The sequence below is a fragment of the Bacillus sp. FSL K6-2819 genome (assembly GCF_038008305.1).
Taxonomy (GTDB): Bacteria; Bacillota; Bacilli; order Bacillales; family Bacillaceae; genus Bacillus; species Bacillus amyloliquefaciens.
In genome coordinates this window covers 283,215-308,731 of record NZ_JBBOYV010000001.1, presented here as the reverse complement: position 1 = coordinate 308,731, position 25,517 = coordinate 283,215, and the positions used below count along the sequence as shown (strand labels likewise).

21 protein-coding genes and 3 pseudogenes are annotated in these 25,517 nt (G+C 47.6%); 5 read left to right on the top strand and 19 right to left on the bottom strand.

Translation table 11 applies throughout. The features are described 5' to 3' along the window. Positions 1-24: 24 nt before the first annotated feature. The 6 genes from pruA to MHH91_RS01655 form a co-directional block, all read right to left on the bottom strand. Positions 25-1,572 carry an L-glutamate gamma-semialdehyde dehydrogenase gene (pruA, locus tag MHH91_RS01680; protein WP_014469720.1) on the bottom strand — a complete coding sequence of 516 codons (1,548 nt, stop codon included), beginning with the start codon at positions 1,570-1,572 and terminating at the stop codon, positions 25-27. Positions 1,573-1,590: 18 nt separating this feature from the next. Next, a complete protein-coding gene (locus tag MHH91_RS01675; protein WP_088030667.1) occupies positions 1,591-2,502 on the bottom strand; it encodes a proline dehydrogenase family protein in 912 nt (303 codons plus the stop codon). A gap of 187 nt (positions 2,503-2,689) precedes the next feature. After that, complete coding sequence (locus tag MHH91_RS01670; RefSeq protein ID WP_013350953.1) at positions 2,690-3,475, bottom strand: nucleotidyltransferase domain-containing protein; 786 nt, start codon at positions 3,473-3,475, stop codon at positions 2,690-2,692. 70 nt (positions 3,476-3,545) lie between these two features. Next, positions 3,546-4,502: a cephalosporin C deacetylase gene (gene cah / locus MHH91_RS01665; RefSeq protein WP_014471416.1), complete on the bottom strand. Its 957-nt coding sequence runs from the start codon at positions 4,500-4,502 to the stop codon at positions 3,546-3,548. A 173-nt stretch (positions 4,503-4,675) separates the two neighbouring features. Further along, a complete protein-coding gene (locus tag MHH91_RS01660) occupies positions 4,676-5,236 on the bottom strand; it encodes a shikimate kinase (protein ID WP_013350951.1) in 561 nt (186 codons plus the stop codon). Between the two features lie 124 nt (positions 5,237-5,360). Continuing rightward, entirely contained in the window at positions 5,361-6,671 is a 1,311-nt protein-coding gene (locus MHH91_RS01655; protein WP_014471415.1) for an MFS transporter, read from the bottom strand. A 212-nt stretch (positions 6,672-6,883) separates the two neighbouring features. On the opposite strand from MHH91_RS01655, the gene MHH91_RS01650 reads away from it, so the two are divergent. After that, a complete protein-coding gene (locus MHH91_RS01650) occupies positions 6,884-7,675 on the top strand; it encodes a sugar phosphate isomerase/epimerase family protein (RefSeq protein WP_013350950.1) in 792 nt (263 codons plus the stop codon). A 33-nt stretch (positions 7,676-7,708) separates the two neighbouring features. Here MHH91_RS01650 and nadE read toward each other — a convergent pair whose 3' ends face one another. Continuing rightward, complete coding sequence (gene nadE / locus MHH91_RS01645) at positions 7,709-8,527, bottom strand: ammonia-dependent NAD(+) synthetase (protein WP_013350949.1); 819 nt, start codon at positions 8,525-8,527, stop codon at positions 7,709-7,711. A gap of 131 nt (positions 8,528-8,658) precedes the next feature. Next, positions 8,659-9,254: pseudogene (locus tag MHH91_RS01640) on the bottom strand (DUF1989 domain-containing protein). A 123-nt stretch (positions 9,255-9,377) separates the two neighbouring features. Between MHH91_RS01640 and MHH91_RS01635 the strand changes: the two are divergent. Further along, on the top strand, positions 9,378-10,724 hold the full coding sequence (locus MHH91_RS01635; RefSeq protein WP_013350947.1) for an amino acid permease: 1,347 nt from the start codon (positions 9,378-9,380) through the stop codon (positions 10,722-10,724). Here the strand turns inward: MHH91_RS01635 and MHH91_RS01630 are convergent. The 3 genes and pseudogenes from MHH91_RS01630 to MHH91_RS01620 all read right to left on the bottom strand — a co-directional run bounded on the left by MHH91_RS01630 (position 10,708) and on the right by MHH91_RS01620 (position 12,691). Beyond that, positions 10,708-11,470: pseudogene (locus MHH91_RS01630) on the bottom strand (YqcI/YcgG family protein). The gene MHH91_RS01635 and the pseudogene MHH91_RS01630 sit on opposite strands and share 17 nt — an antisense overlap. Before the next feature lie 67 nt (positions 11,471-11,537). Next, positions 11,538-12,166, bottom strand: a pseudogene (locus MHH91_RS01625) (LysE family translocator). A gap of 63 nt (positions 12,167-12,229) precedes the next feature. Beyond that, a complete protein-coding gene (locus tag MHH91_RS01620; RefSeq protein WP_013350944.1) occupies positions 12,230-12,691 on the bottom strand; it encodes a MarR family transcriptional regulator in 462 nt (153 codons plus the stop codon). A gap of 113 nt (positions 12,692-12,804) precedes the next feature. Here MHH91_RS01620 and MHH91_RS01615 point away from each other — a divergent pair, with 113 nt between their 5' ends. Then, positions 12,805-14,337: an MDR family MFS transporter gene (locus MHH91_RS01615; protein ID WP_014469713.1), complete on the top strand. Its 1,533-nt coding sequence runs from the start codon at positions 12,805-12,807 to the stop codon at positions 14,335-14,337. Between the two features lie 43 nt (positions 14,338-14,380). On the opposite strand, the gene MHH91_RS01610 is transcribed toward MHH91_RS01615, so the two are convergent. Beyond that, positions 14,381-15,334, bottom strand: coding sequence for an L-lactate dehydrogenase (locus MHH91_RS01610; protein WP_014471413.1), 954 nt, complete (start codon positions 15,332-15,334; stop codon positions 14,381-14,383). Positions 15,335-15,591: 257 nt separating this feature from the next. On the opposite strand from MHH91_RS01610, the gene MHH91_RS01605 reads away from it, so the two are divergent. Further along, positions 15,592-16,410, top strand: coding sequence for an RDD family protein (locus tag MHH91_RS01605; protein ID WP_014469711.1), 819 nt, complete (start codon positions 15,592-15,594; stop codon positions 16,408-16,410). Positions 16,411-16,447: 37 nt separating this feature from the next. Here the strand turns inward: MHH91_RS01605 and MHH91_RS01600 are convergent, their stop codons facing one another. Together MHH91_RS01600 and MHH91_RS01595 are read right to left on the bottom strand one after the other, a co-directional pair. Beyond that, positions 16,448-16,921: a DUF6773 family protein gene (locus MHH91_RS01600; protein WP_038462578.1), complete on the bottom strand. Its 474-nt coding sequence runs from the start codon at positions 16,919-16,921 to the stop codon at positions 16,448-16,450. 90 nt (positions 16,922-17,011) lie between these two features. Beyond that, positions 17,012-18,445, bottom strand: coding sequence for a YfcC family protein (locus MHH91_RS01595; RefSeq protein ID WP_014469709.1), 1,434 nt, complete (start codon positions 18,443-18,445; stop codon positions 17,012-17,014). Between the two features lie 134 nt (positions 18,446-18,579). Between MHH91_RS01595 and MHH91_RS01590 the strand changes: the two genes are divergently transcribed. Continuing rightward, positions 18,580-19,701 carry a M20 peptidase aminoacylase family protein gene (locus MHH91_RS01590; protein ID WP_014469708.1) on the top strand — a complete coding sequence of 374 codons (1,122 nt, stop codon included), beginning with the start codon at positions 18,580-18,582 and terminating at the stop codon, positions 19,699-19,701. Between the two features lie 35 nt (positions 19,702-19,736). On the opposite strand, the gene MHH91_RS01585 is transcribed toward MHH91_RS01590, so the two are convergent. The 5 genes from MHH91_RS01585 to MHH91_RS01565 all read right to left on the bottom strand — a co-directional run bounded on the left by MHH91_RS01585 (position 19,737) and on the right by MHH91_RS01565 (position 25,511). Further along, a complete protein-coding gene (locus MHH91_RS01585; protein WP_013350936.1) occupies positions 19,737-20,618 on the bottom strand; it encodes a glycine betaine ABC transporter substrate-binding protein in 882 nt (293 codons plus the stop codon). After that, a complete protein-coding gene (opuAB, locus tag MHH91_RS01580) occupies positions 20,618-21,466 on the bottom strand; it encodes a glycine/proline betaine ABC transporter permease subunit OpuAB (RefSeq protein WP_014469707.1) in 849 nt (282 codons plus the stop codon). Before opuAB ends, MHH91_RS01585 begins: the two co-directional genes overlap by 1 nt. Further along, positions 21,467-22,723: a glycine/proline betaine ABC transporter ATP-binding protein OpuAA gene (opuAA, locus tag MHH91_RS01575; RefSeq protein WP_014469706.1), complete on the bottom strand. Its 1,257-nt coding sequence runs from the start codon at positions 22,721-22,723 to the stop codon at positions 21,467-21,469. Between the two features lie 382 nt (positions 22,724-23,105). Next, positions 23,106-24,308 carry an MFS transporter gene (locus MHH91_RS01570; RefSeq protein ID WP_014471410.1) on the bottom strand — a complete coding sequence of 401 codons (1,203 nt, stop codon included), beginning with the start codon at positions 24,306-24,308 and terminating at the stop codon, positions 23,106-23,108. A 114-nt stretch (positions 24,309-24,422) separates the two neighbouring features. Then, a complete protein-coding gene (locus MHH91_RS01565; RefSeq protein ID WP_014469703.1) occupies positions 24,423-25,511 on the bottom strand; it encodes a toxic anion resistance protein in 1,089 nt (362 codons plus the stop codon). Positions 25,512-25,517: the final 6 nt, after the last annotated feature.

Here is a 25,517-nt window from a genome sequence, read left to right as displayed (position 1 = left end):
GAGGAGGTGCCCATTCAGTCCCGCTTAAAACATTTCACTGATTGTTTTCGCCTGCATGTGAAGGGCCAAGTAATCCGGGCCGCCCGCTTTTGAATCCGTTCCGGACATTTTGAAGCCTCCGAACGGATGGTAGCCGACAATCGCTCCCGTACAATTGCGGTTGAAGTACAGGTTGCCGACATGGAACTCCTGTTTCGCCCGTTCAATATGTTTGCGGTTGTTTGTGATAACCGCTCCTGTCAAACCATATTCGGTATTGTTTGCCACTTCCAGCGCTTCATCAAAGTTTGACACTTTAGAAAACGCGACGACCGGACCGAAAATCTCTTCCTGCATGAGTCTGGCTTTCGGATCAAGGTCAGCGAAGATCGTCGGCTTGATGAAGTAGCCTTTTGAATCATCTCCGGTGCCGCCGCTGACTAAACGGCCTTCTTCTTTTCCGATTTCAATGTAGCTCATGATTTTGTCGTAAGAGCCTTGGTCGATGACAGGGCCCATATACACGTCAGCGCTGTCAGGGCTTGCCGTCACTTTTGATTCAGTGATTTCGATGACACGCTCAAGAACGGCATCGTATACTTTTTCATGCACAACCGCACGGGATCCGGCAGAACATTTTTGTCCCGCAAAGCCGAATGCTGATGTGAAAATGGATTGTGCCGCCAATTCAATGTCCGCATCCTCGTCAACAACAACCGTATCTTTACCGCCCATTTCAGCAATGACGCGTTTCAGATGCTGCTGCCCCGGCTGCACTTTTGCCGCGCGTTCGAAAATTCTCGTACCGACTTCACGTGATCCCGTAAACGTAATGATGCTTGTTTTCGGGTGATCGACGAGATAGTCTCCCACTTCCGCTCCGCTTCCCGGCACAAAGTTGACAACGCCCTTCGGAAGGCCTGATTCTTCAAGCACTTCTACGAATTTTGCCGCGATGACAGGTGTCGCGCTTGCCGGTTTAAGAACGACCGTGTTGCCCGTTACAATCGGTGCCACTGTCGTTCCCGCCATAATTGCAAAGAGGAAGTTCCATGGCGGAATGACGACCGTTACGCCTGTCGGTGTGTAGACATATTGGTTCTTTTCGCCTTCGCGGCTGTTGACCGGCTTGCCTTTTGCCAATTCAACCATCTGGCGCGCGTAGTATTCCATAAAGTCGATGGCTTCCGCCGTATCCGCATCAGCTTCGTTCCAAGGCTTTCCCGCTTCCTTGACGAGCAGGGCGGAGAATTCGTGCTTTCTGCGGCGGACTTTGGCAGCCGCGCGGAACAGAACGGCCGCTCTTTCCTCAGGGGATGTGTATCTCCATTCCTCAAACGCTTTAGCGGCTGCTTCGATTGCCTGCTCGGCATGCTCCTGAGATGCCTTTGACACTTTTCCGACGACTTCTTCTTTGTCTGCAGGGTTAATGGATACGATTTTTGCTTCCGTCTCTACTTTTTCACCGTTGATGACGAGCGGATAATCTTTTCCCAGATATTCGTTTACAGTCGCAAGCGCTTTCTTGAATTCTTCAACGTTTGATTGATCTTGGAAATTCGTGAATGGTTCGTGTTTATAAGGTGTAGTCATTGTCATCTCTCCCTTTTTTTACTTCTTTGTCATTCCTTTAAAGGCGAATGCGATGTTTGAGGGGCGTTCAGCGAGCCGTCTCATGAAATAGCCGTACCAGTCATCGCCGTAAGGCAGGTAGACTCTCATGTTGTATCCTTCTTCCACAAGGCTGAGCTGGGTTTGCGAGCGCATGCCGTACAGCATCTGAAACTCAAAGCGGTCGTTCGGAATGCCGTGCTCTTTGACAAGCTGCTTTGTAAAATCGATCATCTTGTCGTCATGCGTGGCAATTGCCGTATAATGTCCTTTTAAAAGCTGTTTGCGGATGAGTTTTTTATAATTTTCATCTACGTCGCTTTTTTCAGGATAGGCCACCTTTTCCGATTCTTTATAGGCTCCTTTGACAAGGCGCAGAAACGGGTTCAGCGGGCCAAGGTCATCAAGATCCTTCTCCGTTCTGTACAGATAAGCCTGTACCACGGTGCTTACGTATTCATACCGGCTTCGGAAGTCTTTAAAGATATCCAGCGTTTTCTGGCATCTCGTTTCATCCTCCATGTCAATCGTCACCATGACTTTATGTTTTTCCGCTGTCTGGAGGATTTTCGTCATATTTTCATAGACGAGATCGAGATCTATATCAAGACCTAAAGACGTCATTTTTAATGACACTTGGGAATTCAGCTGTTCATCAGCGATTAAAGCGATGGTCTGCATGCACTCCTCGGTGCGCTCCTTTGCAACATCACCGCTGTTGACAAATTCCCCTAAATGATCGACAGTAACAGACAGCCCCTGGCTGTTCAAATGTCGGATTGTCGGGATAGAACTGCGGAAATCCATTCCTCCGATGATTTTGCCGGCTGCCACGCGGCTTCCCCAGTTTCTCGCCATCTTATTGAGAAAGCTGCTCTTGGACAAAAATAAGAAAAAATCTCTTGTAATCACTTCCAACCTTAACACCCCGCAATCTAAGAAGTATTTGTATGAGTCTATTGTAAATGGACAAAACATCCTCTCACAATATTCTAAAAATACAAAGATTCTGATAAATTTTTGTGGTTTTACCACAATCAGCTTCTTAGAGAGCAGGCGGTTTATGCCGAAAAAAGGCGGACGGAAATGACAGAAATCGTCAATTTCCGTCTTTTTGCTCCCACGCCTCTTCGACGGTCTGAATCAATAGCTGATTCAATTCTTCCGTTATATCGGATTTCGGCGTTTTTATCGTTTTGGCATATAGCCCGATGCGTTCTATTTCCTCTTCTATAAACGCGTGAATGATCGTATTTTTGGGTTCCGGAGCCAGTTCCTGACCGCTTTTTTTCCTTGTAAGCAAAGAATTGATTTCAGAAATGAGCGATTCATCCGTCAATAGGGCATCCGCCAGTACGGGAAAAGACATCGGAGGCACGGAGCTGAACGTTTCAATCCACCTGCAGGCGAGGAGAGGCCGCAGGACATAAAAGTACTTTTTAATCTTCACTTCACCGCCCCGCAGTTCCGTTTTTTCATTCCGTTTTGCCATATTGAGATAATGATGGATGCCGGCTTCGGGCGAGAAGGCGCGGGTTTTCAGTTTTCGGAGCTTTTCAGCCGCCGAGAAAGCTTCGTAATAGATCATCTCAGAAGAGAGCCATTCCAAAAGAGGCGGATTTGATTTTTTAAAGAGCCGCAGCGCTTTTCTCAATTCCCAGCCGCTGATGTCAAGCATGTCATGGATCGGCTCTTCTATGACATCCCTATGCGGTTCAATGGAAAAGTACCATTCTTTTTTCGGCACATAGAGAAACCGTACATCGTAGTCGCTGTCGCTTGACGGAAATCCCCATGCGCGGCTTCCCGATTCTACGGCGTAAAGCACCTTAACGTCGTGCTGTGCCTCAATTCGTTTTAATTCTTCGATGATCCTTTGTTTCATTTGTATCCGTCCTTTTCCGTCATCATTCATGAAAAAAGCCCAAATGTAAAACTTGGGCTTTTCGCTTTTATCAGCCTTTCAGATGCGCTTTCAGAAAGGCCAGCTTTTCCGTATGGAAAGAAGGTATGTACTCATGGCCGAAATACCAGTAAACCTTCAATTCTTTTTCTGTTTCTAAATGATTGTAAGCGGCAAATACCGTAGACGGCGGAGTCACGCGGTCAATCAGTCCGATGGACATGAGAACCGGAGCCTTTACGCGGTCTGCCAGATTCATGATATCAAAATAGGCCAGTGTATTCATCGCGGTCTTCTCTGTCTCCGGGCTGCCGTTTTTTCTGAAAAAGGAGTTAATCTCAAGATACGGCTCATCAAGAGCGACATCAATCGCCCGCTCAAAATTGCTTAAGTAAGGATAATCGGCTGCAACCGCTCTCGGAATGTCGGATAGTGCCGCCGCGGCGATTGAAAGCCCGCCTCCCTGACTCCCGCCGATAACGGCGATTCTCGTTTCATCGACTTCGTCAAAGCCGCTGATGACTTCCAGAGCCCGTACGGCGTCCAAGTACACTCCGCGGTAATAATATGTATCTTTATCTAAAATTCCTTTCGTCATCCAGCCGGGAACGTGTCCGTGCGGTGAGACGCTTGTATCTGTGCTGCTGTGCTGGCCGCGGACAAGCATGCCGAACGCAGCATATCCGTGCAGCGCCCAATTCACGATATCATGGATGTCCCCGTCATAGCTCGCGTTGTAGCCGTGATATTTCACGATGGCCGGATGCGGTCCTTTTCGGTCGGGAACGGCGTACCATCCCTCAATTTCCGCCTTGCCGAAGCTCCGGTATTTCAGCCGGAATACTTTAACGCCGTCAGCCGGATAGCTTTCAGGCGTCAATTCAGGCTTTGCCTTTTCCTTTGCAAGCTCATGTAATGATGATGCCCAAAAATCCGCAAAGTCATGAGGTGCGGTTTTATTTGGTTTATAGGTTTGCAGTTGGTCAAGCGGCAAGTCGTATAATTGCATATCCGATTATTCCCCTTTGCTTTATAAGATTTAATTTTCTGACTCTATCTTAACACGATTTCACACTTATTTTCTAAACATTTTTATAAATAATCGGCGGGCGCATTCACTTTTTATCAAACGTTTGTTTAAAATAGAAAAACGGCCGTGCGCTCACAGCGTCACGGCTCTTTTTACATCGGCTGATACAGGTCCCAGCCGATTTTTAACGTTTCGACGATATAATCGGCAATTTCTTCAGGTTCCAGATTATCCGTCGCGACTTTTGAATTATGTTTATCATAGATGCTTTGGCGCTCGTTAAAGAGCTGCTGCATTTCCTCCATGGAACGGTTATGCAGAACCGGACGGCTTTCAATCAGCAGGTCAGCCCGCTGCTTCCAATTCTCCCATGACAAATCAAGATGGAGCACGAGACAGTTTTCAAGGCAGCATTGCCTGATTTCCTCTTGTTTAAACGAACCGCCCCCAAGCGACACGATCTTGAATTTCGTATTGCGGCAAATATCTAATATATAATCCTTTTCAGTCTGTCTGAAAAAGGCTTCACCCTTTTTCTCAAACATTTCGGGAATGGACATATTGAAATCTTTCTCAATCTGCAGATCAATATCAATGAAATCTCTGTATAATTTTTTAGCGACCAGCTGGCCGATTGTTGTCTTTCCGACACCCATGAATCCGATCAGTACGATATTTCTTTCTCTTACGGGAATGGCACGTTTTGCGTTCATCTTCGGCGAAATCCTCCTAAGGAATGAAAAAGTTATGTTTATTATATGATAATTCAATATTGAAATATAGAGATAATCAATGAAAGAAAACCCATCCTCAACAAGAAGAGATGAGTTTTTCTTTCTATCGGAGCGTAATGCGTTCGACCTTTCCGACAATGAAAATATAAGAAAACGCCCCGATAAAAGCGACAGCGCCGACAAACAGAATCGCTCCGTTATATGAACCGGTCGCGGAGACGATAAACCCGATGATAAGCGGTGTGATGATACCGGCCATATTGGCGAAAAAGTTAAACACGCCCCCTGCCAATCCGATTGTCTCGCTCGGCGCCACCTCACTCAGCATTGTCCAGGATATATTGGACATGCCCTGCGCGAAAGAAGCAATGGATAGAATCGTCAAAACCGCAGGAGAAGAATCCGTAAAATTCGCGAGAACGATGGTGCCTGTCAGCAGAAGACCGAGGATGACAGGCGTTTTCCGGGCAACGTTCACCGACACGCCCCGTTTCATCATGCCGTCAGACCAAAATCCGCCGAACAATACGCCGAAGAAGGCAGCGATATACGGGATTGATGCGGCGAAGCCGACTTTTAAGAAGGCCATATGCTTTGCCTCCGCCAGATAAGTCGGAAACCATGTCAAAAAGAAGAACAGCGTGGAGGCTACGGCGAATTGGCCGATATACAAGCCGACAAGCTTGCGGTACTTAAGAAGCTGGACGAAATCCGCCCACGTGATCCTGCCGGCTGATTCAGACACCTCTGTCAGTCCGCCTCCTTCTTTAATATAATCAAGCTCCTCCCGATTCACTTTCCGATACCGGTTCGGCTCCTGATACATCTTAAACCAGAAAATGGAGAAAATAAGCCCGAGCGCCCCCGAAGAAATAAAGACGGCGCGCCAGTCAAATGCCGTCAAAATCCAGAATAATACCGGTGTGGCGAATGCGAGCCCGACATATTCCCCCGCCGTATAAACACCCGTCGCAAAGGCGCGTTCACGCCTTGGAAACCACGTCGTGACAATCCGGTTGTTTGCGGGAAACGCAGGCGATTCAGCCAGCCCGATAATCAGGCGGCAGCCGAATAAAAATCCGAAACTGGCTGCAAAAGCCTGTACTCCCGTGAAAACCGACCAGACAAATAATGAAATTCCGTACGTCCGTTTTGACCCGAATTTGTCCAGAATGAGTCCGCCCGGAATCTGCATTCCCGTATAGGTCCAGCTGAACGCGGAAAATACGACGCCCAAGAGCGCGGGGCTTATATGCAGCGATGTCTGAATGGACGGGGCGGCGATGGATACACTGGCACGGTCTATATAATTAATCGCAGTGATAAAAAACAAAAGAACCAGTATCACATAACGAGCGCGAGTCGGTTTATTGCGGATGGGACTGAAGTCCATCAGCTCCGTTTCATTTTTCAATGGCTTCTCCCCCTTACTCGAATGACATCCATTGTACAACACTTCGGGCAATTATTTAATACTTTGACGCAAAAAAGCACTAAACTATTTATGTGCGAATGATGCAGGTGAACCTCCCTCATAAAAAAAGTGTTTACCCTTTTCATCTGTTTATCCGTATCGTACCCGGGGAAAAGTACACATATGATAGACAGTTAACGGGAGGATTACCGATGAAACTGAGCTTTTGCACGACGGGGTCTAAAAAAAAGCATATTCTCGACGTCATTTCTTTCGCGAAGGAGCACTCCTTTGACGGCATCGAACTGTGGTACGGCCACATCAAACAATATATTAAGGAAATCGGCCCGCTCGACAGGCTCGATCAGCAGCTTCAGGAGGAGGGCATCGAGGTGCCGGCTGTCAGCTTGTACACTGACTTCGTCTCTCAGGATGAAAGGCAGGCATTAAAAGATGTTCAAAGAGCATTAAGCGCGGCACGGCAGCTTCACAGCCCCTTGATCAGAGTCTTTGCGGGCAATCTGGCTTCGCACCGGACGTCACCGGAAAAGTGGGAGCGTGCGGTTGATCAATTTCAGGAGGCGGCACGGCTCGCTGACAGTTATGAAGTCGATATCGGGCTTGAGATTCATTACGATACGTACGCGGATACACCGGAGGCGGCGCTGGCATTTTTAGAGGATGTCGGACATCCGCGGGTCCGCATCATTTTTGACGGCTCCAACCTTCACGTCAATCACATTGACCAAATGACCGCTTTGGAAAAACTGTATCATACCGTCAGCCATATTCACTTAAAAAACTATCATTGGAACTTTGACAACTGGTATCTCAGCAAGCCGGTGCCTGTGCTGCAAGGTGATTTACAGCAGGAACCCTTGCTGAATGAACTGATGAACAGGCAATACGGCGGATTCGTGTCACTCGAATACTTCGGTCGTCATGCTGAAGTGCATATTAAAGAATCTCTGAATGAGATGAAACACTGCTTTCATAAGAAATAAAAACCTCCCTTTCAAAAGGGAGGTTTTTTATTTCTATTTCCACCAATCATCAAACATCGATGCAGGCACCTGGCGCTTATGCTCCGAACTGAGGTAGCGTTTTTCCAGCGCCTCAATTACTTCAGAAGAAACGTCCTTGCCTTCTAAATAGTCATCAATGTCATTGTATGTGATGCCAAGTTCGGTCTCGTCAGTCTGCTGCGGTTTGTCATCGAGCAGATCAGCCGTCGGTAATTTTAAATACAGGCGTTCCGGCGCGCCGAGCTCTTCTAATAAACGTCTGCCCTGGCGTTTCGTCAGGCCCGTAAGCGGCAGCAGATCAGCTCCGCCATCACCGTATTTCGTGAAGAAGCCGGTCACAGCCTCAGCCGCATGGTCAGTTCCGATGACAAGCAGCCCCTCTTGTCCGCCGACGGCATATTGAGCGATCATTCTCATTCTTGCTTTTACATTTCCTTTGTTAAAGTCAGACAGCTGATCGCCGGTTTCTTTTTTGTACTGATCGGCGAACGCGCTGACAGCGGGCTTAATATCATACGTCCATGATTTATCAGGCTTAATGAATTTGAGCGCCATTTGAGCGTCATCCTCATCCTGCTGTGTGCCGTGCGGAAGACGTACGGCGATAAATTCCGCGTTTCCGCCTTCCTCTCTGATGCTCTCAGCCGCCATTTGGGCGAGGCGTCCCGCAAGCGTGGAATCCTGGCCCCCGCTGATGCCGAGCACAAAGCCTTTGGCACCTATTTTTTTCAAATATTGTTTCAGAAAGTTCACTCTGTCCTCAATTTCTTGTTTCGGATCAATTGAGGGCTTTACATGGAGATCATTCATAATTTGTTTCTGGATGCTCATCCCAATCACTCCTCCTGCATTGTTTCTTTTGATTCATTTCCCGTTCATGCTGGAAATGAATCATGCCACTATGTACGACTCTGTTAAATATAGCACAGGTGCAGATTTTAAGTGAATCAAATACACCGGGATCAGCTGATTTCCACCCGCAGCGCAGTGATGCTGTCGCCGTTGCATTTTCCTTTTTCAATCGGGCAGGAGGAAAACGCGACGACAAGATCCATTTCCGCACGGAGCCGTACATAATCGCCTGCGTCGGACAGGGGCGTTTCGACTGACAAGTTCCCTTTCTCATCAAGCACCGTGTTCATGAAAATGGCGAAAGGATAATGCATATGCGGCCGCGGCACCCCGAATTGCTCAAGCGCCCCGCTCATATTGTCATAGCACGTATCCTGGAGCTCGTCTTTATGCTTTCCGTATAAAAGCCTGTTCATATCCGGGCGGCAGGCGGGGAGCAGCAGGTCATGCTTGCCGACTGTATCTTCAATCAGCGTCAGCATCGGCTTGTATAAATTAGAATAAATATGATCGCCCGTTTTCACATTGATGGACTGGTTGGCATCAATCTCGCGCCCTGATCAAGATGCTCATAAAAGTCCTTGGCATGATAGGCCGTAAAGTCAGCCACCTGCTGTCCTTCCACATCGACTACTTTTATAATCTGCCCTTTGTGAACCTTCAGGCCGAGCCCTTTTTTCGGCGGTACGATAAATTGCTGTGTCATCAGACTGCTCCTTTTTTCTTCTATTATGAACCCCGGCCGTTTGTTTCATGTAAAGCAATTAATTGGATGTATATTCCCGTTCTGCCGGCCGCAATCTAAGCTTTGATAAAGGGGTTGAATTTCATGGGTAAATCACAGGACCAGCCTAAAGGAAATCTCGCTTGGTGGCAGCTCTCCTTAATCGGCGTCGGCTGCACAATCGGGACGGGCTTCTTTCTCGGGTCCAGTATCGCTATTGTCAAAAGCGGATATTCCGCGCTGATCTCATTTCTGATTGCCGGACTCGGCACCTATTTTGTCTTTGAGCAGCTCGCGAAGCTTTCGGCTAAGCAGCCCGAAAAGGGGTCTTTTTGCGCTTATGCGAGAAAGGCTTTCGGCTCTTGGGCAGGCTTCAGCAACGGGTGGGTGTACTGGTCGTCCGAAATGCTGATCACAGGGAGCCAGCTGACAGCGATCTCGCTGTTTACGAAGCATTGGTTTCCGAATGTGCCGCTGTGGATCTTCGCCTCCATCTATGCGGTGCTCGGTCTTTTGATTATTTTTACGGGGTTGTCCGTTTTTCAAAAAACGGAGCATGTGCTCGCTGTTGTAAAAACGGCGGCGATTTTTATGTTTATCGTCATCGCCGTCTTGGCGCTGTGCGGTATATTTTCACACAAGCCGGATGTGCAGGTGCCGAATGATACAAAGGATTTGTTCCCGCACGGAGCGATGGGGTTATGGACGGGGCTGATTTATGCGTTTTACGCTTTCGGAGGAATTGAAGTCTTGGGGCTGATGACCGTACATCTGAAAAAGCCGGAGGAAGCTTCAAAATCAGGCAGACTGATGCTCATCGTTCTTGCGGTGATTTACGTTATTTCTCTCGGCCTGGCGCTGCTGTTGATCCCGCTCGCCAAATTCACCGAACAGGACAGCCCGTTTATTTCGTCGCTGAAGGGCTTTCATTTAGATGTCATTCTTGATATTTTTAACGGGATTTTTATTATTGCGGGATTTTCTACGCTCGTCGCCTCGCTGTTTGCCGTGACGACATTGCTCTGTACAATGGCTGATGACGGAGACGCGCCGAAATGCTTCAGATTAAAAGAAAACAAAAAGATCTGCTGGCCTGCGCTCGGATTGACATTTGCCGGGCTTATCGTCTCCATCATACTGTCATTGGTGCTGCCGAAAAATATATATGAACACATGACAACCGCGGCGGGTCTGATGCTTCTTTATACGTGGCTGTTCATTTTATTCTCAAGCAAGAAACTGACCGAACCGACAAAGATGGGAACCACACAGATTTTTATCGCCCTCTTGCTGATCATCGCGGCCGTCTCCGGCACGCTGTTTGAAAAATCAAGCCGGCCCGGTTTTCTGGTCAGCCTTTGTTTTCTCGCCATCATTGCAATCGTGACATGGATCGTACAAAAAAAGCAGGGACACAGCCCTGCCGGATCATTGCTTATTTCGTCGGTTTAAACAATCTTTTCAAGTAAGAAAAGGGACACTTTGACACTTGCGTCTCATCATCACGGAGGAAATATTGCTTCCATTCTAAATTGTCTTTTCCTCCGTACCACCCCAATCGGGGATGAAGAGGGGCTTCGTCATATGCTTCTAATCGTTTTCTGATCAGCCGGCTCATATTGCGTCCGAACACGGTTGAATCGTTTAATCCTTCGAAAACCCATCTTGGCTGAAACGCCAGCATAAAAAACGGAAAGCTTCTGCTTTGTCTCGCTTCATGCGCAGGCGTTGCGCACAGAATAAAATACGGCTCGCCGTCAAAGCAGAACTCCCATTTATAATGTTCAGGATCTTCCGGCATGTCTTCCGGCCAGTCTTTCGGGTCGCAGCCGCTCAGCCGCTTTAAGAAAGACCTAGAACAGCTCTTCATACTCCTCAATGGAACAGTGCTCGGCTAAATCCTCCGGCGTATCAAAAATCACAAGCAGCGACGCGTATCTTCCGGTATCCCTTGAGATCTTTCCGTACTCGGACAGCAGCAGTCCCACTTCCTCCGGGGTTTCCCGATCACGAGGGTCACCCGCGAAGGATATCCGGAGCTGATCTGTCAGAAATCCCTGACGGCCGGGAATGCACGGAAATGTGTCCGCTTCATCGCCTACCTTTTCTGATAGTAGCTCAAAAGCGATCCTCTGCCAATTTGGCAGATTCAATAAATTTTCCTCAAGGCAACTTTTTGTGTACAGCACGCTTGCCATCTGCCCACCTCCAGTATCGTCATGATACGTTATGATGGAGATAGGCGATGAGTGACTGTTCTTCTCTTTATGAGATGAGCATCTGAATCCCCTGCCATCCGAAATAAAACCCAAAAACGATCAAGGACACACCTGCCGCTCCCGTCAGCCAGCGAAGCGCTTTTTCATGAAGGAGATTTCTGAAAGTGCTCGCGGCGATCGCCATACAGAAATCCCAGATCAAAATGCCGAGAAGAATCCCGGAGCTGTAAATCAAAAGCTGGTTCGCATCGAAGGATTCAGCGGTTTTGGCGAGAATGCTGCCGTAAATGCCGAGCCAAAATAAAATGCTCAGCGGATTGGAAAGAGAAATAAAAAACCCCGCGCCGAATGTTTTGTAAAATGCCGGTTTTCCTTTTCCGCTTCTGACATTCATGGCTTCCCTTATATTTTTTAACGTCTCGACTCCCGTATAGGTAAGCACGAAAGAACCGAAGAGCCACAAAAACGTTTTAACAAATGGAGCCGTCAAAAATTGAGACAGCCCGAAATAAATCAGAATCATATACAGCCCGTCTGCCGCCATGGCGCCAAGACCGAAAATCCATGCATGCCAAAAGCCGTTTTTGATGCCTTTGTCAATTTGCGCGCATTGACCGGGCCGACAGGTGCTGACAATGACAGCCCGAGAACGATGTAGCTTAAAAAGATGTTCATTGGCTTCCTCCTCATTCATGCAACTTGTACAAATTATTCATGAATGGGCCGGGCTATGATATATTATTTTAATTTCTCAAGTTCATCTTCCATAATGTCCGTCACTTTTTTGAGAAAATCGAATATCAGATGCAGTTCTTCTTCTTTATATTGCCGGCAAAGGCTGACCGTGGACTGGGATAAGGAGCTGAACAATTGCTTCACATTCGCTTTTCCCGCTGTCAGCGGCACAATGATCACCCGCCGTTTGTCTTCGGGATCTTTTTTCCTCATGACATATCCCGCTTTTTCAAGCCGGTCAATGAGCGCCGTTACCGAGCCTGTGCTGAGGCCGGTTTTTTTCCCAAGCTCACCCGCGGTCATCGGGCCTGCTTCATTTAAAATATCAGCTGATTTCAAATCGGTCGGAAACAGACCGAGAGATTGAGCGGCCGCCTGATGAAAAAGGATCGTCCTTGTGGCCATCTTCCGGAATAACTGTATGGCGGTTTCCTCCGTCTCGCTTCTGGTATTTCTTGTTGACAACTGACAGGCCTCCCTATAAAATCAATTTATCTTGACGATCAAGATAATTTTCGGCAAATCTAATATGATCATAGCAAATTTAATGATCAAAAGTAAGTATAGGAGGAAAAAGCATGGAACAAACAGCCGCGAAGGACGCCTCGACAAAGTTTGTCGTCATCGGTCTTTTGCTGGGCATTTTAATGTCGGCTATGGATAATACAATCGTTGCCACTGCGATGGGAAATATCGTGGCGGACCTCGGAAGTTTCGATAAGTTCGCGTGGGTGACGGCATCATACATGGTAGCCGTTATGGCCGGTATGCCGATTTACGGAAAACTGTCCGATATGTACGGACGGAAACGTTTCTTTTTATTCGGTCTTATTCTTTTCTTAATCGGATCTGCATTATGCGGAATCGCCCAAACAATGGATCAGCTCATTATTTACCGCGTCATTCAGGGAATCGGCGGAGGCGCGCTGATGCCGATCGCCTTCACGATTATTTTTGATTTATTTCCGCCGGAAAAACGCGGAAAAATGTCGGGTATGTTCGGTGCCGTTTTCGGTCTGTCCAGTGTTCTCGGACCGCTTTTAGGCGCGCTCATTACCGACTCCATCAGCTGGCACTGGGTGTTTTACATCAACGTGCCGATCGGCATTTTATCACTGTTCTTCATTCTTCGTTATTATAAAGAATCACTTGAGCACAAGAAGCAGAAAATCGACTGGGCCGGTGCGATTACGCTGGTGGTTTCCATTGTCGGTCTGATGTTCGCTCTTGAGCTCGGCGGAAAAACGTATGATTGGAACTCTGTTCAGATCATCGGTCTGTTCGCTGTGTTCGCCGTGTTCTTTATCGCCTTTTTTATTGTGGAAAGAAAAGCGGAAGAACCGATTATTTCATTTTGGATGTTTAAAAACCGTTTATTTGCCACCGCTCAGATTTTGGCTTTCCTTTACGGAGCCACATTTGTGATTTTGGCGGTGTTTATCCCGATTTTCGTTCAGGCTGTGTACGGAAGCACCGCGACAAGCGCGGGCTTTATTTTGACGCCGATGATGATCGGTTCTGTTATCGGAAGTATGATCGGCGGGATTTTCCAAACGAAAGTGCGGTTCCGTAATTTAATGCTGATTTCCGTGGTCGCTTTCTTTATCGGAATGCTGCTGCTTTCGAATATGACTCCGGATACGGCGCGTACGATGCTGACAGTATTCATGCTGATCTCCGGATTCGGCGTCGGCTTCAACTTCTCATTGCTGCCGGCAGCGTCCATGAATGACCTTGAGCCGCGCTACCGCGGAAGCGCCAACTCAACAAACTCGTTCTTAAGATCATTCGGCATGACGCTCGGTGTGACGATTTTCGGAACCATCCAGACGAATGTATTTACCAACAAGCTTACAGATTCTTTCAGCGGCATGAAAGGAGCGGGCGGCGCGATGCAGAACATCGGAAATCCTCAGGAAATCTTCCAGGCCGGCACGCGCGCTCATATTCCGCCGCAGATTCTGGATAAAATTATTGACGCAATGTCTCAAAGCATCACATATGTATTTACTCTTGCTCTGGTGCCGATCGTCATTGCAGCCGTTACCGTTTTGTTCATGGGAAAAGCGAGAGTGAAAACCTCTCAGGAAATGGCGAAAAAAGCGAATTAAAAAAAGCAGTACATGGCGTTTGTCATGTACTGCTTTTTTGTGTTTACTCTGCAAAATGCGGAGCGAGAATATCTTTCAGCACGTTTGCGCTGCGGCTGAATTGAGCCTGTTCTGTTTCATTCAGCTCAAGTTCCGCCACACCGGCGATGCCGTTCCGATTGACGATGGCCGGAATGCCGATAAAGACGTCGTTGACTCCGTATTGCCCGTCCAAATATGTGCTGACGGTTAGAATGCTGTTTTCATTACGCAAAATCGCTTTTGTGATGCGGGCGAGGCTCATCGCCACTCCGTAATATGTCGCGCCTTTTTTCTCAATAATATGGTAGGCCGCGTTTTTCACATCTTCAACGATCTGATCCAGCTCGTCCTGCTTGTAAGCTGCATTTTTCTCCAGTAATTGCTGCACCGGCACTCCGCCGATATTGGCGTGGCTCCATACAGGAAGCTCGGTATCTCCGTGCTCGCCGATAATGTGGGCGTGTACGTTTTGCGGGGCGGCGCCGAAGTATTCACTCAGCATATAACGGAATCTCGCAGAATCAAGTGTCGTACCGCTGCCGATGACGCGTTCTTTCGGCAGGCCGCTGAATTTCCACGTCGCATAAGTAAGAATATCGACCGGGTTTGTGGCAACGAGGAAGATGCCGTCAAATCCGCTTGCCATGACTTCACCGACAATGCTTTTGAAAATGGCGAGGTTTTTTTCGACCAGCTCAAGTCTCGTTTCGCCCGGTTTTTGGTTGGCTCCGGCACAAATGCACACAATATCGGCATCCTCGCAATCCTCATATGTGCCGTAAGACGTTTTTACCGGATGAGGCGCAAATGCCTTACCGTGGTTTAAATCCATGACATCTCCCATGGCTTTTTCTTTATTTACATCAATGATCACAAGCTCATCCGTGATCCCTTGGTTAATTAGCGCAAATGCATAACTGCTTCCAACAAAACCTGCTCCGATTAATGCTACTTTGTTCACTCGTTCGTTCATCATGTATGCTCATCCTCCAGTGTTTCGTGGTGTCTGTTTTTATATTGTGAAGTATTTCACATTTATATTGTGCAATACTTCACAAACTTTTGCAAGAGAAAAATTTTATTTTTTTATTCTTTCCAACTGAAAGGAATAAATGAATAGTTGTAATGTCATTTAAGAGAAAATAAGGAATAAATACCTATTCTAAAAAAGGAAATCTGACTATAAAATGTGATTTGTTGTCTTTTTACTGTACGAAAGGAGAATAATGAATCATGAATTATGCAAATATAGGTGAACGGATGGCGGCTTTTTTGGTTGACCTTCTGCTCATGTACCTATTCATTCTGCTTGTGCCAATCACCTTATATGCCGGGAGACCGCTGAGCACTTCTTTTTTCTTCATTTTTACCGGCTTGATTGTGCTTTGCTATATTTTGATGCCGCTTACTCCGCTTGAAGGAACGATCGGCGCTTACCTCTTTAAACTGAAGGTGGTAAAAGCGCATGATGGGAGCAGAATTTCATTCGGGCAGGCTGTCGGCAGATTTTTTGTTTCCCTTCTTCACTTTCTCTCTGTTCTGCCGTTTATTACGGTGCACTTTACAGAAAAAGCGCAGGCAGTTCACGATATGGCGGCCGGCACCGCAGTTCTCAGGAAATCACCGGATGTCCAGTCATCCGAACCGCTTCCCGATGCCGGAAAGTTCTATTATCGCATTCCGGCTGTCCTGTTAGATGTGATTATCATTGTATCAGTCATCCTCTATATCGCGAAACTGACCGATGAAGCCTTGTGGGCCGTGCTGATCTCTGAATTTGTGATGATTATTCTGTATCCGATGCTGATGCCGCTTACAAAAATGAAAGGAACGATCGGACTGTTCATTTTCAGGCTGCGTGTCGCCGATGAAAAGTCCCGCGGGAACATTTCTTTTAAGCAGGCGTTTATCCGCTATTTTACGATCTTCGTGTATTGCGCGAGCCCGCTGTTATACTTTTTATTTCTCTTTAAAAATCGCTCACAGAGTGTACATGATTTAGCCGCTCATACATACATTGCAAAAGCACGGTCAAAATCGGCCAACATATAAAGCAAGTCCCTGCTTGAAACCAAGCAGGGCTCATTTGTCAGCTTTTTTTGCGAGATCTTCTATAAATCAGCCTTACTGCAACATAACGGACCAGAAATATGAAGATGCTGCATACGAGAAATAATGCAATCAATTTCAGCCATCCTGTAAAGTGATGCGGGATTCCTTGGTCATACATGGTGATCAGCGTAATGATAACGGCAACGGCAAGCGTTTCTCCCATTTGCCGTCTGATTTGTTTTTTCAATGCTGCTTCAGAATGAATAGCCGGCAGCAAAATCCCCGATGCAGCTGCTCTGATGCAATAATAAACGATTATAATGAAGAAAACCGCCAAGCTTCCGGCCCATTCCCTAAACGGACAGTTCAGGACAAGTCCGCGTACTATGATGTCAAGCAAAGACAGTGTGCCCATAAGCATTCCGACTTCTGACCAAATCATTCGTTCTTTCTCTCTCACACTCTCACTCTTTCCATTCACGTTTGAAAGTCTGTTCCTACGCTGATTGATGACTTCCTCCCGTACTTTTATGAATGGCTTACAACTTCATTATATCTTGCCGATTCATAATGATAAACCGAAATATCATTGACAAAATGTTTAGTAAGGACCCCATTTGATCAGGACGCCTATGCAGATAAACACAAGGCCGATCACAAACCAGATCAGCGCCAGCGGGACCATAAAACGAAGCCACTTTACGTACGGAATGCCGCTTGCAGCCAATACGGCCATCAGCACGCCGGAAGTCGGATTGACACAGTTTACGACGCCTTCTCCAAGCATGACCGCTTCAACCGCAACCTGTCTCGTGATGCCCATCAGATCAGCAAGCGGTGCCAAGATCGGAATAAATACGACCGCCTCCCCCGACCCTGATGAGATCAAAAAATGAAGCAGAGCGCTGGAAATATACATTCCGATTGCGCCCGCCATCGGGCTGAAACCGTGCAGCAGTGACGCCAGTCCATTGACTACCGTATCAAGCAGCTTTCCATGTTCCAAAATAACGGAAATGCTTCTCGCCATTCCGACGATCAGTGCTCCGTAAACGAGCCCCTGACAGCCCGTGATAAACGTTTTTGCGATATCATTTGCCGCCATTCCCGCAATCAGGCCGGACAAGATCGAGATAAAAATGAACACGGCGGCCATTTCTGAATCAGACCAGCCAAGGGTGAGCGCGCCGTACAAAAAACCAGCAAGCGACAAAGCCGCAACAGCGAGAATCAGCTTATGCCGGACAGTGAACGAGACTTGTTTGTCCTCCGGCTCAGAAACCTGCGGGACTGAACCTGCCGCCGGGAACCAATCGTTCCCCAACAGGCTGGCGTCTTTTGATTTCCTGAGCCTTCTCGTATACCGATATATATATAAAATAGAAGAAAGCAGAAAACAAATATAGACGGCAATCCGAAGGCCGATACCAGAAAACAGCGGCAGCTCCGCGATGCTTTGTGATAACCCGAGCGGCGAAGGAGATAATATCGTTGCGTTAAATCCGGCATAACAGCCGATATAAATGACGGCCGCTCCGGCCACGGCATCCCATTTCAGCGAACGGGCGACGATCAGACCGATCGGGATAAAACCGATTACGGAATTGACGACGATGCCGGTTGTGCCGAGGATCGAAAATAAGGCGCCGACAATCGCAATAAACAGCAGCTGTTTTGTGCGGAACGTACTGATGACATTATTGATCAATCCATTGATGGCGCCCGTTTTCTCCAAAATCGCAATGGTGCCCCCTGTAAAGAGGATTAAAAAGATAATCGGTGCGGAACTTGTCATCCCTTCCTGAATCGCGGTGAAAAAAGCGATCGGGCTGACCGGAGACTGCTCCAGAGCATGATAGCTTCCCGGGACGGCCGACGTCACACTGCCCTTTGTCACCCTGTCGAATTCCCCCGCGGGAACGATGTACGACGCTAACGCACATAGTAAAGCGACAATGAAAAGCAGAACGTAAGCATCGGGCATCACAAACGATTTCTTCTTTTTTAATACAGGTTCGGCTTTCGGCACAGCCATAACATCACCATCCCGCTTGAAATTTATAAACTATTCAGAAAATACAGATATGTGCTATATTATATACAGACTGATTGCCTGTTTTCAATATCAAAAATAAAAAAACAGACAGCTTTTGAAGGAGGACTTACGGCATGAACAGACTGACAGAACATGATAAACAAGTCATTATGGATATTTTTAACCACCTGCACGCCCATCCCGAAGTAAGCTGGAAAGAATATCAAACAACTGAATATCTGACTGAAAAACTGAAAGAAGCAGGCTGCCGGACCCGCACGTTTGATGATTGTACCGGGGTGATCGGCGAAATCGGAGAAGGTTCACCCGTCGTGGCTGTCCGGGCGGATATTGACGCGCTGTGGCAGGAAGTGGACGGTGTCTTTCAGGCGAACCACTCATGCGGACATGATTCACATATGACCATGGCGCTCGGCACGATGATGCTTTTAAAGCGCCAGCGGAAGCTTCCGAAGGGCACCATCCGCTTTATTTTTCAGCCGGCTGAAGAAAAAGGCGGCGGAGCGCTGAAAATGATTGAAAAAGGAGTGCTTGATGATGTTGACTTCTTATACGGAGTGCACGTACGCCCCGTACAGGAAACGGCAAACGGCCGATGCGCGCCGTCCATTCTTCATGGCTCAAGCCGGCATATCGAAGGCCTGATTATCGGAGAAGAAGCCCACGGCGCAAGACCGCATCTCGGTCTTAACAGTATCGAAATCGCCGCCCTTCTCGTGCAAAAGCTGAGCTTCATTCATCTTGATCCCGGCATCCCGCATTCCGTGAAGATGACAAAGCTTCAGGCAGGCGGAGAGAGTTCCAATATCATCCCGGGAAAAGCATCCTTCAGCCTTGATCTCCGCGCACAAACCAATGCCGCCATGGAAAAACTGACCGCTGAAACAGAAAGAGCCTGCGAGGCGGCGGCTGCCGCATTCGGCGCAAAAATCGAATTGCAAAAAGAACACAGCCTCCCGGCAGCCGAGCGGAACCAAGAAGCGGAAGCCATCATGGCGGCTGCGATAAGCGGCATTCTCGGAGAAGAACATGTAGATGAGCCTCTAGTGACGACCGGAGGGGAGGATTTTCACTTCTACGGGTTAAAGGTGCCGAACTTGAAAACGACGATGCTCGGTCTTGGGTGCGGGCTGCAGCCGGGGCTTCACCATCCCCATATGACATTTGACCGAAGCGCCATCTTTACCGGCGTCGAGATATTAACGGCCGCCGTCCTCGCATCGTTTGAAACATAAAAAAAAGCAGCCCGGCACGGGGCTGCTTTTCTTCATTACTTCTTCAAATCTTCAATTGAATTGACGTTTTTCATATACTGGGGAACGACCAGACCCATCTTGACGCCTGTCAGACTCGTTCCTACATCTTCATATTTGCCTTTATATTTAGACGCATAAGCTTTATGGGTGTTCGGTAGCCAAGCAGACAATGACGCATCCGCGCTGCCTGTCGCAACCGCAGTCCACATCGGGCCTGCCTCCACTTGCGTCAGCTTCACGTCATAGCCGAGGTCTTGCAATACCTTTCCGACTACATTGGTACTGGCGATTTCACTGTCCCACGCCACATAAGCCAGGTTGATTTTATCACCTTTTACTTTATGAGCGCCTTTTGTCCATTGAGCCACTTGATCTTTATGTTTTTTCACATAATCAGCAGCGGCTTTGGCCGGCTTTTCGCCTTCTTCAACGGCAATCATGACTTCTCCCATATCGTCCTGCGTCCATTTGAACTGGCTGAGAACTTTGACCGCGTTGGGCTGTTCCTTACTGAAGCCGGTTCTTGTAATCGTATGAATCTGCTCGGCAGTTCCGTACGTTTTTTTCGGATCATCAAGGAACTTCAGCTTATATCTGGAGAACATCCAGTGCGGCGTCCAGCCCGTTACGATGATCGGCTTCTTCCGGTCATATGATTTCTTCAATGTCGCGGTCATGGCGGCGCTTGATGCTGTCACGACGTTCCAGTCTTTCAATCCGTAATCCTTCACGGCCTCATCCGTTAAGGCCATGATTCCCGAACCCGGGTCAATACCGATAATGGTTTTGTTCACCTGGGACGCAGCCGTAGCTTGACCATCAGTCTGCGAACCGCAGGCGGCCAAAGAAAGAGCCAGCGCAGCGGTAACGCCGACACCGATGATTTTCTTAAGCATCAGGCATTCCCCCTGCTCTTTTTCTTCACTTTAATGTTTTGCGTAATACGGTCAAGCGTAATCGCGACGATAACGATCGCAATACCCGCTTCTACTCCGACACCGGTTTTCAATTGTGTCACGGCGCTGTATACTTCAGAACCAAGACCCGGCGCACCTACCATGGCCGCGATAACGACCATTGATAACGCCAGCATGATGCTTTGGTTAATACCGGCAAGAATTGTTTTTGTGGCAAGCGGAAGCTGTACCTTGAACAGACGCTGAGACGTCGTTGAACCGAATGCTTCCGTCGCTTCAATCAGATCAGCCGGGACTTGTTTAATACCGAGAACCGTCATGCGGATCGTCGGAGGCATCGCGAAAATAACAGATGCCACAACGCCCGGCACAACGCCGATATTAAAGAAGAAAATCGCAGGCAGCAGGTATACGAAGGCCGGCATGGTCTGCATTAAATCGAGAATCGGTGTGACAATGCGGCGGACCGTTTCTTTCTGAGACGCCCACACGCCAATCGGAACCCCAATAATAATGGAAATCAAAACAGATGTTACGACAAGCGCCAATGTTTGCAGCATCGGCGACCAATAGCCCAAATAATCAATAACAAGGAATCCGATTAACGTAAAGAGTGCAATTCCTCTCGTACTGATCCACCAAGCAAGAGCTGCAAAAATCACAGTCAATAAAATAGACGGGATGAAACCCAACCCGCTCACAATCGCGTTTACGAAAGCGGCCAATCCGTTTGAGATTCCGTCAAAGAAACCTCCGAACGTCATAGTAAGCCAGTCAACAAACCGGTCAACGATATCTGCTAACGGAATTCTAGGCAATCTGTCCATTTACTTCACCTCCTGAACAGAAGAATCCTGAGCTTGTTCAGCAGAATCTTCAACATTTATATAATCGTTATTGCCTGAAAGCGCGCCGATTAATGCGCCTTTTACGACAATGCCTTTCATGCGGCCTTTATCGTCCGTGACGGCGATCGGGATATTCGCATCAGACACCACATCGAAAATTTCCGTCAAGTATGTGCTTTCGTGCACAGTCGTAAATTCAGTATTTAAAATATCCTGCAGCGATAAGTCGGATTCGACCGCTTTTTTCGCATCCGCCGCGTGAATGACGCCGAGTAGCTTTTTTTGTTTATCAACGGCGTAGATGGAAGAAATACCTAAGTTCTTCATCAGCTGCAGCGCTACACGAGGCCCTTTGTCAATCCGCACAGTTTCAGCGCGCTTCATGATGTGGCCCGCTGTCAGAACTTTAGATAAATCAACGTCTTCAACGAATTTTTCAACGTATTCATTGGACGGGCTCATCAGAATTTCTTCAGGTGTCCCGATCTGAACGATGTTACCGTCTTTCATCAGCACGATTCTGTCGCCGATACGCAATGCTTCATCAAGGTCATGCGTGATGAAGATAATCGTTTTGCCGACAGAGTCATGAAGGTCTAAAAGCTCATCCTGCATATCTTTACGGATCAGCGGATCAAGCGCACTGAAAGCTTCATCCATCAGAAGAATGTCAGGATCATTCGTCAATGCGCGGGCAAGGCCGACACGCTGCTGCATTCCTCCGCTGAGCTGATCAGGGAATTGGTGTTCAAAGCCTTCAAGACCGACAAGTTTAAGCGAATCAAGCGCTTTTTGCTCACGCTCTTTTTTGTCAACGCCTTGGAGCTCCAAACCGTATTCCGTATTTTCAAGAATCGTTCTGTGCGGAAACAGTGCAAATTTTTGAAAGACCATGCTGATTTTTTTCCGGCGCACTTCCCGGAGCTGGTCTTTTGACATATTTGTTATCATGTCACCATCAATATAGATATTCCCGGCAGTCGGTTCAATAAGCCGGTTTAACAGCCGCACTAAAGTTGATTTACCGCTCCCCGATAGACCCATGATGACAAATATCTCCCCATCATATACATCAAAGTTTGCTTGATTGACACCAACGGTTGATCCGGTCGCTTTCAGGATCTCTTTTTTATTTTTACCGCTGGACAGCATCTGAATGGCTTTTTTTGTCTGTTTTCCGAAAACCTTAGATACATTTTCGACTTTTATCTTAATTGGTTTCTCATCCGAATTCATATTTTCCCTCCATAATAAGCAATCTTTAATACCGTAACACGTTTGTAATAAGTCAAACAAACATCATAATCCCTTTTATTTTGTATCATTACTTTAAAAACATCCATGTGACTTATTTTCCTCTGGTATGCTTCTAAATACTCTCTAATCCTCCTTAATGATGATAAATTACAAGGGAAATTGAGCTTTTATCAGGCTTGAGAACGTTTCCATCAAATATGCTGCAAACTGATTTCCTACCCTTTTTTTACAAATACAAGAATTTTTTTGCGATATTGTCCCAAAAAAAGGTGTTGCCTCTTCCTAAAATTAAGGAATATTAAGGAAAAATATAGGTCTTTCAAACAGACGCCTCACTAAAAAAAGCACCCCAAAAGGGTGCTCATTGCGCAAGCTCTGTCTGTTTCGTTTCTTTTCCGAGAATAAGGATGGTGATGACAGCAATCAGGATGGCCGCACAAAAGACGGCAAAGATAGCTGTAAACGATACATTCCGGGCTGCAAGCGACCCGACGAGAAGCGGGCCGAAAATACCGCCGATTCTGCCGACTGCCGCCGCAGTGCCGGAACCGGTCGCACGGATCGCCGCAGGATATTGCTCCGGTGTATAAGCGTAAAGCACGCCCCATGCGCCGAGATTGAAGAATGACAGCAGCATGCCGGCCGCAAGCAGCATACCCAATGAATCCGCGGCACCGAAGAAATAAGCGCTGCCCGCCGTTCCGAGCAAATAGATGACCAAGAGGGTCTTCCGCCCCGCTTTTTCGATCAGCCAAGCCGCTGAGAAATATCCGGGAAGCTGGGCAAGTGTCATCAGCAGTACGTATTCGAAGCTCTCAATCATGCTGTAGCCTTTCATCAGCATCACGCTCGGCAGCCACAAAAACATGCCGTAATAGGAAAAGACGACACAGAACCAAACGACAGACAGCAGCACCGTCTGCCGGCTATACGGTTTCGCCCAGACACTTCCCGCCTGCCCGCGTATGCTTTTTTTCTGTGATAAGGCCTGATGCGCCGGTGATTCCGGAAGGCTTCTCCGCAAAATCAGCGCATAAAGTGCCGCCAGCGCCGTTAAGAGCAGTGCGGCCCGCCACCCGAATGACGGTATGACAAAGTAAGAAATAACCGCCGCAAGAAGCCAGCCCGCGGCCCAAAAGCTTTCAAGCAGCACGATGATCCTCCCCCGCTTTTCAGGGGCAGACGCTTCTGACACGAGCGTCGAAGCGACGGGCAGCTCTCCGCCAAGCCCCATACCGATCAGAAAACGCAAGATGAGAAAAACCGTCAATCCCGTTGCGAAAGCGGATATGCCGCTTCCGACAGAAAAGAATAACAGCGTGATCATAAACACTTTTTTCCGGCCGATCCTGTCAGCCAGCATTCCGAATACAAAAGCGCCCGCTGCCATACCGATTGAATTGACGCTTCCGATCCATTTCATTTGATCGGGTGTTAAATTCCAATCAGCGTGAAGCGCGGCGATAATAAACGATAAAATTCCGACATCCATAGCATCAAACAGCCAGCCCATTCCGGCAATCGCCAAAAGTTTACGCGGTGTGACGGCAGGTTGTTTGTTCATAAGCAGCACCTCAAATCGAAAATGATTACCGTATAAGTTTACACCTGTCTTTACACATTGTCATTATCTTTTTTCGCAAAAAAACCCGCTTGCCGTAAGCAAGCGGGGTGCTGATTAATTCTTTAAGACTGCGTTTTTAATATTATCTTGGAGCTGTTGAATCCTTTTCGCTCCGTCTTCTCTGAGGCGTCTGTTCTCTTCCTCAATCTGCTTTGTTTCCTGCATGCCGCTGACAATCGTATTCCAAGATGTTTCGATTGTCTCAATGTCAATGCTCGGACGGCCTGCCATACGGGCAATCTCCACGCTTTGGCTTGAAATATTTTCAGCGTTGCGCTTCAGCATTTCATTCGTGCGGCGGTCCAGCTCGCTCATTGAATCAGCCACAAGCTTTTGGCGTTTGACAGTGACAGCCTGAATAATGCCGTTTTTGAAAATCGGAATCGTAATGACGAAAGCGGAATTGATCTTCCCGATAAGCTTCGTATTCCCGCGCTGAAGGAGGCGGATCTGCGGTGCCGTCTGCAGCGCCACCATCCGCGCCATATCTAAATCATACACACGTTCTTCAAGCGCCTGAAGCCCGTCGCGCAGCGTATCGAGCTGCATTTGCGCCAGCTGGTTTCCGCCCGCCGCTTTTTCTTCATAAGAAGGAATAAGCGCCTGCATTTCCTCAAGCTTCATCTGCCCGGCAACGACATATTTTTCAAGCTCCATGTAGTAGTTAATGTTGTTCTCATACATCTCTTCAAGCGTATGGTTCGTCTTTGCCATTTCATCTTTGTATTTCGAAATTTCAACATGGATTTTTTCAATTTCTCCGCCCAGGGTGCGGTACTTTTGAAAAATCTTTTCAATCATGCTGTTTCCGCGTTTGAACATTTTAGCGAGAAATCCCTTTGGCTCATCGAAATCATTTTTGTCAAAACGATCCATGATTTTTCCGAGCTGCGTCAGCATTGTGCCTGAATCTGTGACACTTGTTGTTTTCATCATATTTAAGATGCGATCGGAGAACTTCGAGATTTCAACTGCCGGTTCTTTTCCATACTCGAGCAGCTCCATTTGGTTTTTCACATCAATTTGCTGCGAGATGCGCTGTACCTCAGGGTCTTGGCGGAGCTGCAGCCTGATGTCGTCTGCTTTTTGTTCAGAAATCTCTTCATTTTTATCAAGAATAAGCGGATTTTGATTTTCTGTCATGTTTAT